Raw genomic sequence first — 13,524 nt, forward strand, 5'->3', positions numbered from 1 at the left:
TGACCCGGGCCCAAGCGATTGGCCCCGGGTTTTTTCATGGGCGCGGAGGCGTGTCGAATAAGACTAAGGTCGGGTTTGGGGCAATGTCGTAACACAGTACCCTCGATTGCGTGACGAATATATGTGCGCCTAGCGAACAATATAAATCAACGATAGAAGGTGGCGTGATGACAAGCTTATTCAAGAAGGCATGCCTGGCGGTATGCGGCGGCGGCCTGGCCCTCGCAGTGTCCGTCTCGGCGGCACATGCCAACGAATGGCCGACCGGCGATGTTCGTCTCGTCGTACCCTATGCTCCGGGTGGCACCACCGACGTGCTGTCGCGCCGCGTCGCCGATCTGCTGCAGGACGAGCTGGGTGCCAACGTGGTGGTCGAGAACCGCCCGGGGGCGGGCTCCACCGTAGCCACAGGTCGCCTGGCACGTGGCGGACGCGACGCCGAGCACACCATCCTGATGGCATCCCCGGGCCATACCATTGGCGCGGCCATCTACCCCGACCTGACCTACGACCCGATCGAGGATTTCGTCTTCCTGCAAAACCTGATCGACATCCCCAACGTCATGGTAGTGCCGGCCGACAGCCCCTATGACAGCGTCGAGGAGTTCGTCGAAGCGGCACGCGAGCAGGACATGACCTTCAGCCACAGCGGCGTGGGTAGCTCCATCCACATGTCGGGCGAGCTGTTCAAGACCCTGACCGAGACCAACCTGACCGCCGTGCCGTTTGCCGGCAGCGGTGCGGCGCTTCCGGCCCTGCTGGGCGGTGACGTCGATGTCTCCTTCGAGAACATGCCGACCGTGCTGTCACATATCCGCTCCGGTGACCTCAAGGCGCTGGCCGTGACCTCCGCTGAGCGTTCCGAGCACCTGCCGGACGTGCCCACGCTGGTGGAGATCGGCGATTACAACCTCGGCCAGTTCGTGACCACCGCCTGGTTCGGCCTGATCGCCCATGAGTCGTTCTCCCAGGAGGCCCAGGAGACCATGCGTGAGGCGCTCGATGCCGTGATGCAGCGTGAGGAATTCCTCGACTTCTCCAACCAGTTGGGCGCCGAGCCGGGCCAGGTGGCAGGCGAGGAGTTCAGGCAGTTCATCGCGCAAGATGTGGAGCGCTGGCAGGACGTAGCCGAGCAGGCTGGCATCAGCCAGTAACGCAGAGGGCCGACCGCAACAGCCGCTGAGGCGAGGGTGCCGCCCTCGCCTTGTTCGTGTGTCCGTGGAGGGTTGTCATGTCGACCTCGTTTTCCAAGCGCATCAGAGACCCTGGCGATGTTCTGGCAGGGTGTGTACTGCTGGCGGCCTCCGCCGTGCTGCTGTTCTATCTGGTTCCGAACTACATCGGTGAGCCGCCCATTCTGCAGAACCCGATGATGTCGCCGCGCTGGCTGCCACGCATCGTGGGTGGCTTGATGCTCGCCTTCTCCGTTCTGCTGATCGTACAGGGGCTGTTGGTCGACCATACCGGCAAGGAGGACGGTCGGCGCATCGAGAAGGGCCCTCAACTGCGCTTCGCCATGATGGCGGTCGCCCTGGTCGTCTATGTGGGCCTTTTCGAGGCGCTGGGTGCGGTGATCAGCGGCATCCTGGCCACCCTGATCCTATTCGCCGCGCATCCGGTCAGGTCCTGGTGGGTCTATGGCCTGGCGTTCGTGTTTCCCGCTGCCGTCACCTTCCTGTTCGTGAAGGTCATGAACGTGCCGCTGCCGCTGATGCCGTTCTGATGGCAGGCGCTATTGCCCCTGGGTGACCTATGGAAATGTTTTCGGAAGTCCTGCATCTCTTTCTCAGCCTGGACAACTTCATCGCCATTGCGCTGGGCGTCGTCATCGGCGTCGTGGTGGGCTCGATTCCGGGCCTCACCGCCACCATGGCGGTGGCTCTGGCGCTGCCGTTCACTTTCACAATGCAGCCGGTGGCCGCCATCCTGCTGCTGGTAGGAATCTACAAGGGTGGCATGTACGGTGGCTCCATCACCGCCATCCTGATCCGCACGCCGGGCTCGCCGGCCTCGGCCTGCACCCTGCTCGACGGCTACCCCATGGCCCAGCAGGGCCATGCCAAGAAGGCGCTCAAGACGGCGCTCTACTCTTCGGTGATAGCGGACTTCATCTCCAATATTGCGCTGATCTTCTTTGCCGCCTACCTGGCCAAGATCGCGCTCAACTTCGGCGCCCCGGAGTTCTTCTGGCTGATCTGCTTCTCACTGACCATCATCATCTCGCTGGCCAGCGGTTCGATGATCAAGGGCCTGCTTGCCGCGCTGATGGGTATCCTGCTCTCCCTGGTAGGGCTGGACGAGGTCTACGGCTCCCAGCGGCTGACCTTCGGCAACTACAACTTGATGGATTCGATCTCGTTCATCCCGTTGCTGATCGGGCTGTTCGCCATTCCCGAGATCATCGAGTTCTATCGCAAGAAGGCGCTGCCGCACCTGAAAGCCAAGGCCAGCGGAGTGGGCATGACCTTGGCCGAGCTCAAGCGCTGCCTGAAGAGCATCATCCGCGGCAGCCTGATCGGCGTAATCATCGGTGCCATTCCCGGCACCGGGGCGACTGCGGCGGCCTTTATCTCCTACAGCGATGCGCGGCGCCGTTCGCCCAATCGCGACAACTTCGGCAAGGGCGAGGTGGAAGGCGTGGCCGCGGCAGAAGCCGGCAACAACGGGGTGGCCGGGGCGACACTGATCCCGCTGCTGTCGCTGGGAATCCCCGGCGACGTGATCACGGCCATCATTCTCGGCGCCTTCATGGTCCACGGCCTGACACCGGGCCCGATCATGTTCCAGGAGAACCTGACGCTGATCTACGCGCTGTTCGTCGGCATCATGTTCAGCTCGCTGGTGCTGCTGGTGGTGGGCAACGGCGCCATCAAGTACTTCTCGCTGATTGCCGACATTCCCAAGGAGATTCTCTTCCCCATCGTGCTGATGTTCTGCGTCTACGGCGCCTATGCGGTGAACAACGACACCTTTGACGTGTGGCTGATGCTGGGCTTCGGCTTGCTGGGCTACATCTTCAACCGGGCGGCGATTCCGGCGGCGCCGTTCCTGATCGGCTTCATCCTCGGCCCGATGTTCGAGGACAACCTGCGCCGCTCGCTGCTGATCGGCCACAACGATCTCGCGATCTTCGTACGCGGCCCGATCACCTGGTTCTTCATCGCCCTGACAGTGGGCTCGATCCTGCTGGCGCTCTACCGCTACGTCGCTGCGCGTCGTCAGCCTTCACACGTAGATACCAAGCAGGAGGCGCCATGAGGGGTACGAGCGAAGCGCAAGCAGCAGGGAGCCAATGACATGGCAGGACCGCTGACGGGCCTGCGCGTGCTCGACCTGAGTCGCGTGATGGCCGGCCCCTGGTGTACCCAGATACTCGCCGACATGGGCGCCGAAGTGATCAAGATCGAACGCCCGGTGAGCGGCGACGACACGCGCCACTGGGGGCCGCCCTGGCTCAAGGATCGCGCGGGCAACGAGACCCGCGAGTCCGCCTACTATCTCTCGGCCAACCGCGGCAAGCACTCCGTGACCGTGGACATGGGCCAGCCCGAAGGGCAGGCGCTGATCCGCGAGCTGGCCGCCCAGAGCGACATCCTGGTGGAGAATTTCAAGAGCGGCGGCCTGGCGCGCAAGGGACTCGACTACGCCACCCTGGAAGCCATCAATCCGGGGCTGATCTACTGCTCCATCACCGGCTTCGGCCAGACCGGGCCGATGGCTGCCATGGCTGGCTACGACTACCTGATCCAGGCCCAGGGCGGCCTGATGAGCATCACCGGCGCGGCCGACGGCGAACCCGGCGCCGGCCCGCAGCGGGTCGGCATGGCGGTGGCGGACCTCACCACCGGCATGAACGCCACCATCGCCATTCTCGGCGCGCTGCATCATCGTCACCTGACCGGCGAAGGGCAGTACATCGACATGGCCCTGCTCGACGTGCAGGTGGGCTGGCTGGCCAACCAGGCGCAGAACTATTTCTGCAGCGGCACGCCGCCCACCCGCACTGGCGAGTACCACCCCAACCTGGTGCCCTACCAGCCGTTCCCCACCGCCGACGGCGAGAAGGTCATCATCGCCATCGGCAACGACGGCCAGTTCCAGCGCTTCTGCCAGGCGGTGGGGCGGCCCGAGCTGGCCGAGGATCCGCGCTTTGTCACCAACCCCGAGCGGGTCCGGTATCGCCTTGAGCTGGTGCCGATCATGGTCGAGATCACACGTATGCGCACCTGTAACGAATGGATAGCGCTGCTGGGCGAGATCGCGGTGCCCTGCGGGCCGATCCAGAACATCGCCCAGGTCTTCGACGACCCACAGGTCAAGGCGCGGGAGATGAAGATCGAACTCGAGTCCCAACACGGGTCGATCCCCGGCGTGGCCAACCCGATCAAGTACTCGCGTACGCGGCTGGAGTATCACAAGGCGCCGCCGGCACTGGGCGAGGATACCGAGGCCGTATTGGCGCGACTGCTCGGCAAGGCACCGGGGGAGATTGCCGAACTACAACGGCGTGGGGTCGTTTAGAGCGAATCAGCCGACGCTGACCCCGCCGCAGACGAACAGGGTCTGGCCGGTGACGAAGCCGCTGCGCTCGTCACAGAAGAAGCTCACCGCCTGGGCCACGTCCTCGGGCTGACCCATGCGCTGCGCCGGGATGTTATCGATGATGCGTCGTGCGCGCTCCGAATCCGGAGGGTTGTTCTCCCAGAAGGCGGTGGTGGCGATAGGGCCGGGGGCGACGCAGTTGACCGTGATGCCATCGCCGGCCAGTTCCAGCGCCCAGGTGCGGGCCATGGATTGCAGCGCGCCCTTGGTCGCGCTGTAGAGGCTGCGCGCCTCCTTGCCCAGCACCACGCGGCTGGCATTGATCACGATACGGCCGTGGCGGCGCTGGCGCATGCCTGGCAGCAGCGCCTGAGTGCACACCAGCGCCGAGCGCACGTTGAGGTGCATCAAGCGATCGAAGTCTTCCACCCGAGTCTCGTCGAGCAGCGCCGGCGCGACGATCCCCACGTTATTGACCAGGCAGTCCACGGCATGCGCTTCGAGAATCTCCGCGAGTACCGCTTGAGTGGCCTCCACCTCGGAGAGGTCGACCAGCCGGACATCGGCCCTGAGCGACTCGGCCTCGGGCTCGACGATATCCAGCACGAAGGTGCGATAGCCGTCCTGTTGCAGGCGCAGGGCAATCGCCTGGCCGATATTGCGGGCGCCGCCGGTGACGATTGCGCAGGGTTCGTGCATGCTCGGGCCCCTGTTCAGCTGACTGCCAGTGTGCGTTATGCGCACGTTAGTTCGCTATAGTTTCGCTCCGGTAGCGGCATCGCAACCCGACCTTGGTCTTGGTGACGGTAGTGAGTCGGTCAGGTCGATGGCGCACAGCACCGGCACGTGACAAGCTCTTGTCATGTGACGATGCGCTTGGCGATGACAATGACCACTCAACGAGATGACCCATGAGCCGAGCCGTGACCCTGGTCCGCGAGGGCAACTGCGCGCGGATCACCCTCTTCAACCCGCCGGTCAATGCCTTGACCCAGCGGCTGCGCAGCGAGCTGATGCAGGCGCTGGCGGCTGCCGAGAACGATGACGCAGTGGAGTGGATCTTGCTGAGAGCTGGTGGACGCTGCTTCTCGGCAGGGGCCGACATGGGCGAACTCGATCGGCTGCATGAATCGCCCTCCCTGCCTGAGCTGACGCTTGCCCTCGAGAACAGCGCCAAGCCCTGTGTGGCCTGGTTGCACGGCGCGGTGCTGGGCGGCGGGCTGGAGCTTGCCATGGCCTGCGATTATCGAATCGGCCCGCCGGAGCTGCGCCTGGGGCTGCCGCAGATCGCCTTGGGGCTGATACCTTGCGCCGGCGGCACTCAGCGCTTGCCCAGGTTGGTAGGGCTTGCCGCCGCGTTGCGCTTGCTGCTCACCGGCGGCACCATCGGTGCCAGCGAAGCGCAGCGGTTGGGGCTGATCGACCGCATCGCGCCGCGCCTGCACGTTGAGGCCGAGCAGCAGCAGGAGGCGTGGACGCTGGCTACGCAGGGGGGAAGGCGAACGCGAGACCGACGCATCAAGGTGCCGGTGGCCGACGTAGCGGGCTGGCTCGACGCCCAGTATCGAGCCCTGCCCCAGGAAGAGCGGGTCAACCCGGCCTGTGTCAGGATGATCGCGGCGTTGCGGGCCGCCGTGCACGAACCCTTTGACGAAGGGCTGCGGTGCGAATGGGCCCTGCATCTCGAATGCCTGGGATCGCCGGCGCATCGGGACAGGGTCGAAGCGCGGCAGGGCTCTCTCCGCCGGCCACACCGGGCGGCTCGCGGCGACTTGCCTCAGGAGGCCTCTTGAAGCGCTGATTCGTTGGAGCGGCGCTTTTCAGCTGTGCGCTGTGCTTACCGAAGAGCCCGCGCCAGGCAACTGCTATCGACAAGAGAGTTGACCCAGGAACATCTTGGATAGAGACATGATCAGAAAAGTCGGCAATACCGAGATACGGCTCAAGCACAAGGCGACCTGCCACTGCGGCGCGGTCGAACTCGAGTTGACGCTGCCCAACGGGATCGAGAACCCGAGGCGCTGTGACTGCTCCCTCTGTCGGCGAAAAGGCGCCATAGTCGCCTCGGTGGGTCTCGATGGGCTGCGCGTCGTCAAGGGCGAGGATGCTGTGAGGCTCTACCAGTTCAACACCAGGACAGCGAAACACTATTTCTGCGCGAGCTGTGGGATCTATACGCACCACCAGCGGCGTTCCGATCCCAATGAATATGGCTACAACGTCGGCTGCCTGGAGGGCGTCAATCCTTTCGAGCTGGGCGAGGTGCCGGTATCGGACGGCATCAACCATCCCTCGGACCGCCAGGGAAAATGAGGATTCTTCCTCTCGGAGTGCCACGAGTCGCCCCTGCGGCAGCTGCAAATCACCGGCGAGTGCTGCTGCTCGTTGCCCACATTCCGTTCCCTCGTAAGGTAAAGAGTGCTGAACTGGTCCAGAATGCGCTTATTGACCTGCCAATAATTAATTTAACGAGGTAGCCCATGGAACTCCTCTTGATTCTGACAGGAGTCGGCGTTGCGCATCTGCTGGCCGTTATCAGTCCCGGACCGAGCTTGCTCGTCGTGGCCCGATCAGCGATCTCCACCTCGCGGAGTGCGGCAATCTGGACAGCTCTCGGCATTGGGATTGGATCGGTGATCTGGGTGCTTGCCGCGTTGTTCGGGCTTCATTTGCTGTTCGCCATGGCCCCTTGGGTCTATACCGGCATGAAGGTCGTCGGTGCTGCCTATCTTTTTTATCTCGCGTTTCAGCTCTGGCGAAATGCCAAAGTACCCATGCACTTTGATGCCTCAGTTGCCAAGCCAGCCGTTTCACCGTGCAAATCATTCTTTAGAGGGTTGTTGGTCCAGCTATCGAATCCGAAGGTGGTTGTCTTCATGGGTTCGATCCTGATCACGCTGTTGCCTCCACAGCCTTCGAATGGTCTGATAGCCGCGCTTCTGCTGGTCGTTTTTCTGAATGAATTCGTGTGGTTTTCCTTCGTCGCCTGTGCCTTCTCCATCCCACGTTTTCGAGATGGTTACATACATTTCAAGAAAATCATCGACCGAGTGACAGCCAGCTGCCTGGGAGGTTTAGGGCTACGACTTATCGTGAGCCGATAGCACTGGTTCATCGATGCGATGCCTCCGTTCTGCTGAGATGTGTCCATGATTCGAAGCCTGCTCTACGACACCTTCATCCTCAGGCTCACCGCCCGCTGGTACGCCCAGGTGCTGGAGCGCTTGCCTGAGGATGCTGCACTGCTGGATGTCGGCATCGGCACCGCCGGTGCGCTGCTGGCCAATGCCGAGCAGGTACAGCGAAAGCGCCTGCGTGTTACCGGCATCGACATCGATACCGACTACATCGAGCGTGCCCGGCGCCGGCTCCAGGAGGCGATGCTCGGCGCCCATGTCGAGGTGTGTCAAGAATCCGTCTACGACCACCGCGGTGGACCCTACGATGCGATCTACTTCTCCGCCAGCTTCATGCTGCTGCCAGAGCCCGAGCGGGCATTGCGCCATTGTATGGGGCTGCTGGCCCCGGGCGGGCGCCTCTACTTCACCCAGACCATCCAGCAGCGGTCTTCACGCTTCATGGAGCGCCTCAAGCCCATGCTTAAGCGGCTGACCAGCATCGATTTCGGCCGGGTGACCTACGAGGAGACCTTCAAGGCGCAGATTCGCGACGCCGGACTGGTGCTGGAAGAGTTCTCGGTGCTGTCACAGCACGGCAGCCGGGCGTCGTGCCTGGCCGTGGCGCGGTCTCTCGCCTGACTTTCCCGGCAGTTCATGGATATCTTCCGCTGCGGCGGTTCTCCATCAGCACTTCGAGAATGGCGTTGGCCTGCTGCATGATTGGCGAGGGCGCTTCGCCCTTGCGCCGGCTGCAGATCACTGGCGAGGTGAGGTTTGGGTCGGCAAGGTAGACGTAGACGATGCCGTCGCGCTGCACGCGCCTGACCTGCTCCGGTACCAGGGTGATCCCCAGGCCGGAGGCCACCAAGCCCAGCGCGGTCTGCAGCTCGTTGGCTTCCTGTGCCACCGTGACCTTGAGGCCGCGGCGGCGAAACAGCCCCAGCGTCATGTCGGCAAAACTCGGGCGTGGCTGGGCCGGGAACAGCACCAGCGAGTGCTCGGCGAGCTGAGCCAGGGTCGGTTTTGTATCCGCCAGCGGATGGCCTTCGGGCAGTGCGGCCAGCAGCGGCTCGTCGAACAGGTTCTCCTGCTCCACGTCGGGGTCGTCGATGTGCATGCGGCCGAAGCCCATGTCGATGTGCCCGCTCTTGAGCGCCTTCACCTGCTGCACCGTGGTCAGCTCGGCCAGCATCAGCTCGACGTTATCCTTTTGTCGTAATTCCCTTACCAGTAGCGGCAACTGCCCGTAGAACACCGACGGCACGAAGCCGATGCCGAATATCGCGCGCTTGCTGCGGGCCAGACGCTGGGTCGCGGCGATGGTGGTGTCGAGCTTCTCCATTATCTGCAGGGTATGTGCATGGAAGAACTGGCCCGCCGGCGTCAGGCGCAGCCCGCGGGCGTTCCGCTCGAACAGTTCGGCTCCTATCTCTCCCTCCAACTGCTTGATCTGGCGTGACAATGGCGGCTGTGCCATGTGCAGCCTGGTGGCTGCCCGGGTCAGATTCAGCTCCTCCGCCACGACGCAGAAGTAGCGCAAATGTCGCAGCTCCATGATACCTCCAGGGTATGGCTGACGACCTAAACGATATTGGTTCGGCCGCGCCGGGGCAATCAGACTGCCAAGGTATCGAAACACCGAACCGCCGGAGCACGCATGTCATCCGTAATCGAGTCCATCGAAACGCTGCTGGTCGACCTGCCGACCATCCGCCCCCACAAGCTCTCCATGACCACCATGGCCTGCCAGACGCTGGTCATCGTGCGCCTGCGTGACTCCGACGGCGTCGAGGGGCTGGGCGAGGGCACCACCATCGGCGGACTCGCCTATGGCCCCGAGAGCCCCGAAAGCATCAAGCGCAATATCGACACCTACCTGGCGCCGCTGCTGATCAGCCAACCGACGGACGCCGTCGCCGTGCTGCGTGCACGCCTCGACCGCCACGCCCGCGGCAACGCCATCGCCAAGTCGGCGCTGGAAACCGCGCTGCTCGACGTACAGGGCAAGCGCCTCGGCTTGCCCATGGCCGAGCTGCTCGGCGGAGCGCGCCACGACCATCTGCCGGTGCTGTGGACCCTGGCCAGCGGCGACACCACCCGTGACATCGACGAGGCCTTCCAGCGCCTGGAACAGCGCCGTCACTGCGACTTCAAGCTCAAGATCGGTGCCAACAGTGTGGAGGACGACGTGCGTCACGTTGCTGCGATCAAGGCAGCGCTGGGCGAACGGGCCAGCGTACGTGTAGACGTCAACCAGGCCTGGGACGAGAGCACCGCCGTACGCGCCATCGCCGCGCTGCAGGCCGCCGGCATCGAGCTGATCGAGCAGCCGATTCCTGCCCGCGAACATGCTGGCCTGGTACGTCTGGCCAACCGCTTCGAGGTGCCGATGCTGGCCGACGAGGCGGTGGCCGACGCCCGTGACGGCTTCGCCCTGGCCGCCGCCGGTTTCAGCGGCGCCTATGCGCTGAAGATCGCCAAGGCCGGCGGCCCGCGCGGGGCCCTGGCGCTGGCCGAGGTGGCCCGGGCCGCCGGTATCGGTCTCTACGGCGGCACCCTGTTGGAGGGCAGCATCGGCACCGCTGCCTCGCTGCACGCCTGGGCGACGCTGCCCGAACTGGCCTGGGGCAGCGAGATGTTCGGTCCGCTGCTGCTCAAGGACGACATCGTCGCCGAGCCACTCGCCTATGGCGAGTTCGGCGTCGCGCTGCCCAAGGGCCCGGGGCTCGGCATCGCCCTGGATGAAGACAAGCTCGCGCACTATGCGCGCAAGTAACCGGAGGACGTACCCATGCTTTTTCAGGTGGAAATGACAGTGAAGCTGCCGCCGTCGATGCCGGCCGATGAGGCCGCCGCGATCAAGGCGCGCGAGAAGGAGTATGCCCAGGAGCTGCAGCGCCAGGGCAAGTGGCGCCACCTGTGGCGGGTCGCCGGCAGCTACGCCAACGTCAGCATCTTCGACGTGCGCGACAACGCCGAGCTGCAGGAGATCGTCGCGGGCCTGCCGCTCTTCCCGTGGATGGAGATCGGCGTCAAGCCGCTGTGCCGCCATCCCTCGTCCATTCGCGACGACGACAGCTGATTCGCGAACCATCACGCCAGCCCCGCGGGGCCACCAACGACAACGAGGTATAACCCATGACCGTGAAAATCCATGACACCCCCGAGGTACAGAACTTCCTGAAAGCCGTGGCCGGCTTCGACGAGCAGGGCGGCAGCCATCGCGCCAAGCAGATCCTGCACCGCCTGCTCTCCGACGTGTACCGCCTGATCGACGACTTCGATGTCAGCCCCGAGGAGTTCTGGTCGGCGGTGAGCCTGCTCAACGAGCTGGGCAAGGAGAGCCAGTTCGGCCTGCTGGCCCCGGGGCTCGGTTTCGACCACTTCCTCGACATGCGCATGGACGCTGCCGACGAGCAGGCCGGCCTGACCGGCGGTACGCCGCGCACCATCGAGGGTCCTCTCTACGTGGCCGGCGCGCCGGTGAGCGAAGGCGAGGCGCGCATGGATGACGGCAGCGACACGAACGCCGAGGTGATGTGGCTGACCGGCCAGGTGCGCGACACCCAGGGCAAGCCGGTGGCCGGCGCCCAAGTGGAGATCTGGCACGCCGACTCCAAGGGCGGCTACTCCTTCTTCGACCCCTCGCAGTCGCAGTACAACCTGCGCCGCACCATCATCGCCGACGCCGAGGGACGCTACCGCGCCCGCAGCATCATTCCCTCCGGCTACGGCGTGCCGGCAGGCAGCCCTACCGACCAGGTGCTCAAGCTGCTGGGTCGTCACGGTCAGCGCCCCGCGCACATCCACTTCTTCGTCTCCGCGCCGGGTCATCGTCATCTGACCACACAGATCAATCTCGCCGGCGATGAGTACACCTGGGACGACTTCGCCTTCGCTACCCGCGAGGAGCTGGTAGTCGATGCCACCCGTATCGAGGATGCCGCCGAGGCCGCCAAACGCGGTCTCGAAGCCCCCTTCACCGAGGTGGTGTTCGACGTCGAGCTGGCAGCCACCGCCGACCCCGAGCAGCAGAGCCGTCACAAGCGCCCGCGGGCGTTGGAGGACGAGGCGACGGCCAAGCGCGAGACCGCCAGGGCCTGAACGCCCGCCGGCATCACGCTTGTCGCTTACGCCTCCATGTCCCTTTGGTGGCGTGTGTGCAAGCGTTATAACCAGGAGCCCAACATGAATTCAGCCGAAATTAGCGCGTCGCCTGCTGGCACTATCGTCACCGACTTCAAGCCTCTTTCCCTAGTCGCAGGTTTGCTAATCGCCCTGGCCACCTACACGCTTTTGCCCAATAGCCTCGACCTTGGTGCACGTATTGTGGCGGGAATCGCCATGCTGATGGCGGTGTGGTGGATGACCGAGGCGATACCGATTCCCGTAACCTCGCTGCTGCCGCTGGTACTCTTTCCCTTCTTCGGTATTGCCACCGTAGGGGCAACAGCCTCACCCTATGCGCACTCCATCGTCTTTCTGGTACTGGGCGGTGTGCTGCTGGGTCTGGCAACCCAGCGCTGGAATCTGCACCGGCGTTTCGCGCTGATGACGGTGCTGCTTGTCGGCACCCGGCCAGCCCAGATCGTTTTTGGCCTGATGGCGGCCAGTTGGTTCATCACCATGTGGGTCAGCAACACTGCCACGGCAGTGATCATGATGCCCATTGGTGGCTCCATCATCGCTTTGGTGAAGTCGCTGGGCAATGGAGAGGCGACACCCAAGTTCTCCGCAGCGGTGTTGGTTGGCATCGCCTATGCAATCACCATCGGCTCCATGGCGACCCTGATCGGCCAGCCGCCCATGGCGCTGATGCGTGCCTACCTGGAGGATGCCCACGGTGTCGTCATCGGCTTCGGACACTGGATGTTGATGGGCCTGCCATTCTCCTTCGCCATGCTGCTGCTGGCTTGGTGGGTGCTCAACAAGCTGGTGTTCCGTGCCGAGGTGGGGGACATCCAGGGTGGACGGGCGATGATCGAATCGGAGCTCAAGGCCATGGGGCGCCTGACGCCCGAGGAACGTCGGGTGTTGATGGTCTTCGCCGGGGCGGTGTTCTGCTGGGTGTTTCTGCCGCTGTTGGCGCGGGTACCAGCCCTCGCCACGGCATTGCCCTGGCTGGCCAATATAAACGATACCAGCGTCGCGATTCTGGCGGCTATCCTGATGTTCATGATTCCCGCATCGCGTGGACAGGGGGCCCTGCTGGAGTGGTCGGCGACCCGCGAGGTGCCTTGGGGTGTACTGATCCTGTTCGGCGGTGGCCTGACCCTTTCGGCCCAGTTCACCGCCACCGGGCTGAGTACCTGGATCGGCGAGAGCGTCTCGGGCCTGGCGGGGTGGCCGCCGTTGCTTGTGTTAATGGTCACCGCCCTGGTCATCATCCTGCTTACTGAGCTGACCAGCAACACCGCTACTGCCGCTGCCTTCTTCCCGATCATGGGGGCCATCGCCACGGGGCTCGGCGTCGATCCGCTGTTGATGACCATCGTGGTCACCTTCGCCGTCAGCTGCGCCTTTATGCTGCCGGTGGCCACGCCCTCCAACGCGGTGGCCTTTGCCACGGGCGACCTACCGATCGGCCACATGATCCGTGCCGGTATCTGGATGAACCTGATCGGACTGTTGGTGATCGTAGCGGCGCTCTATACCATCACCCCGCTGGTGTTCGGGGTCGGGTTATAAGTCGCCGGTTTGGGTCGGCATGGCTGGCCATGGTTACATGGCGGCCGCTACTTACCAGGTAGCGGACGATGGGGTATGTCTTACAGTATCTGGCTGCTCAGCCTTGGACATCAGGCCGGCAATCCTCACCGCTGAGTCTGCGATCGGTGGCTTGTTTCATGCGCACTGATGACCA

The 13,524-nt window shown here is 64.0% G+C and carries 14 protein-coding genes; 12 read left to right on the forward strand and 2 right to left on the reverse strand.

Annotated features, from left to right (window positions below):
* Positions 1-167: 167 nt before the first annotated feature.
* The 4 genes from SPH52_RS18075 to SPH52_RS18090 all read left to right on the forward strand — a co-directional run bounded on the left by SPH52_RS18075 (position 168) and on the right by SPH52_RS18090 (position 4,521).
* Positions 168-1,154, forward strand: a complete 987-nt coding sequence (locus SPH52_RS18075) for a Bug family tripartite tricarboxylate transporter substrate binding protein (protein WP_411796448.1) — start codon at positions 168-170, stop codon at positions 1,152-1,154.
* Between the two features lie 77 nt (positions 1,155-1,231).
* On the forward strand, positions 1,232-1,723 hold the full coding sequence (locus SPH52_RS18080; protein WP_411796449.1) for a tripartite tricarboxylate transporter TctB family protein: 492 nt from the start codon (positions 1,232-1,234) through the stop codon (positions 1,721-1,723).
* 29 nt (positions 1,724-1,752) lie between these two features.
* Positions 1,753-3,258 carry a tripartite tricarboxylate transporter permease gene (locus SPH52_RS18085; RefSeq protein ID WP_411796450.1) on the forward strand — a complete coding sequence of 502 codons (1,506 nt, stop codon included), beginning with the start codon at positions 1,753-1,755 and terminating at the stop codon, positions 3,256-3,258.
* Positions 3,259-3,297: 39 nt separating this feature from the next.
* Positions 3,298-4,521, forward strand: coding sequence for a CaiB/BaiF CoA transferase family protein (locus tag SPH52_RS18090; RefSeq protein ID WP_411796451.1), 1,224 nt, complete (start codon positions 3,298-3,300; stop codon positions 4,519-4,521).
* 6 nt (positions 4,522-4,527) lie between these two features.
* Here the strand turns inward: SPH52_RS18090 and SPH52_RS18095 are convergent, their stop codons facing one another.
* Entirely contained in the window at positions 4,528-5,241 is a 714-nt protein-coding gene (locus tag SPH52_RS18095) for an SDR family NAD(P)-dependent oxidoreductase (protein ID WP_411796452.1), read from the reverse strand.
* 212 nt (positions 5,242-5,453) lie between these two features.
* Here SPH52_RS18095 and SPH52_RS18100 point away from each other — a divergent pair, with 212 nt between their 5' ends.
* From SPH52_RS18100 to SPH52_RS18115, 4 genes are all read left to right on the forward strand, one after another.
* On the forward strand, positions 5,454-6,335 hold the full coding sequence (locus SPH52_RS18100) for an enoyl-CoA hydratase/isomerase family protein (protein ID WP_411796453.1): 882 nt from the start codon (positions 5,454-5,456) through the stop codon (positions 6,333-6,335).
* 115 nt (positions 6,336-6,450) lie between these two features.
* Positions 6,451-6,855, forward strand: a complete 405-nt coding sequence (locus SPH52_RS18105) for a GFA family protein (protein ID WP_411796454.1) — start codon at positions 6,451-6,453, stop codon at positions 6,853-6,855.
* A 167-nt stretch (positions 6,856-7,022) separates the two neighbouring features.
* The gene (locus tag SPH52_RS18110; RefSeq protein WP_411796455.1) at positions 7,023-7,646 is read left to right on the forward strand and encodes a LysE family translocator; all 624 of its coding nucleotides are present in this window, start codon (positions 7,023-7,025) and stop codon (positions 7,644-7,646) included.
* A 45-nt stretch (positions 7,647-7,691) separates the two neighbouring features.
* Positions 7,692-8,300 carry a class I SAM-dependent methyltransferase gene (locus SPH52_RS18115; protein WP_411796456.1) on the forward strand — a complete coding sequence of 203 codons (609 nt, stop codon included), beginning with the start codon at positions 7,692-7,694 and terminating at the stop codon, positions 8,298-8,300.
* Positions 8,301-8,313: 13 nt separating this feature from the next.
* Here the strand turns inward: SPH52_RS18115 and SPH52_RS18120 are convergent, their stop codons facing one another.
* Positions 8,314-9,216, reverse strand: coding sequence for a LysR family transcriptional regulator (locus tag SPH52_RS18120; protein ID WP_411796457.1), 903 nt, complete (start codon positions 9,214-9,216; stop codon positions 8,314-8,316).
* Positions 9,217-9,318: 102 nt separating this feature from the next.
* On the opposite strand from SPH52_RS18120, the gene SPH52_RS18125 reads away from it, so the two are divergent.
* The 4 genes from SPH52_RS18125 to SPH52_RS18140 all read left to right on the forward strand — a co-directional run bounded on the left by SPH52_RS18125 (position 9,319) and on the right by SPH52_RS18140 (position 13,349).
* Positions 9,319-10,437 carry a muconate cycloisomerase family protein gene (locus SPH52_RS18125; protein ID WP_411796458.1) on the forward strand — a complete coding sequence of 373 codons (1,119 nt, stop codon included), beginning with the start codon at positions 9,319-9,321 and terminating at the stop codon, positions 10,435-10,437.
* Positions 10,438-10,452: 15 nt separating this feature from the next.
* Positions 10,453-10,743: a muconolactone Delta-isomerase gene (gene catC / locus SPH52_RS18130; protein WP_411796459.1), complete on the forward strand. Its 291-nt coding sequence runs from the start codon at positions 10,453-10,455 to the stop codon at positions 10,741-10,743.
* A gap of 56 nt (positions 10,744-10,799) precedes the next feature.
* Positions 10,800-11,765 (forward strand): catechol 1,2-dioxygenase, encoded by a 966-nt coding sequence (catA, locus tag SPH52_RS18135; protein ID WP_411796460.1) that lies wholly within the window; start codon positions 10,800-10,802, stop codon positions 11,763-11,765.
* 84 nt (positions 11,766-11,849) lie between these two features.
* Positions 11,850-13,349, forward strand: coding sequence for an SLC13 family permease (locus tag SPH52_RS18140; RefSeq protein ID WP_411796461.1), 1,500 nt, complete (start codon positions 11,850-11,852; stop codon positions 13,347-13,349).
* Positions 13,350-13,524: the final 175 nt, after the last annotated feature.

The organism is Halomonas sp. A29, from assembly GCF_046723295.1.
Classification (GTDB): Bacteria; Pseudomonadota; Gammaproteobacteria; order Pseudomonadales; family Halomonadaceae; genus Halomonas.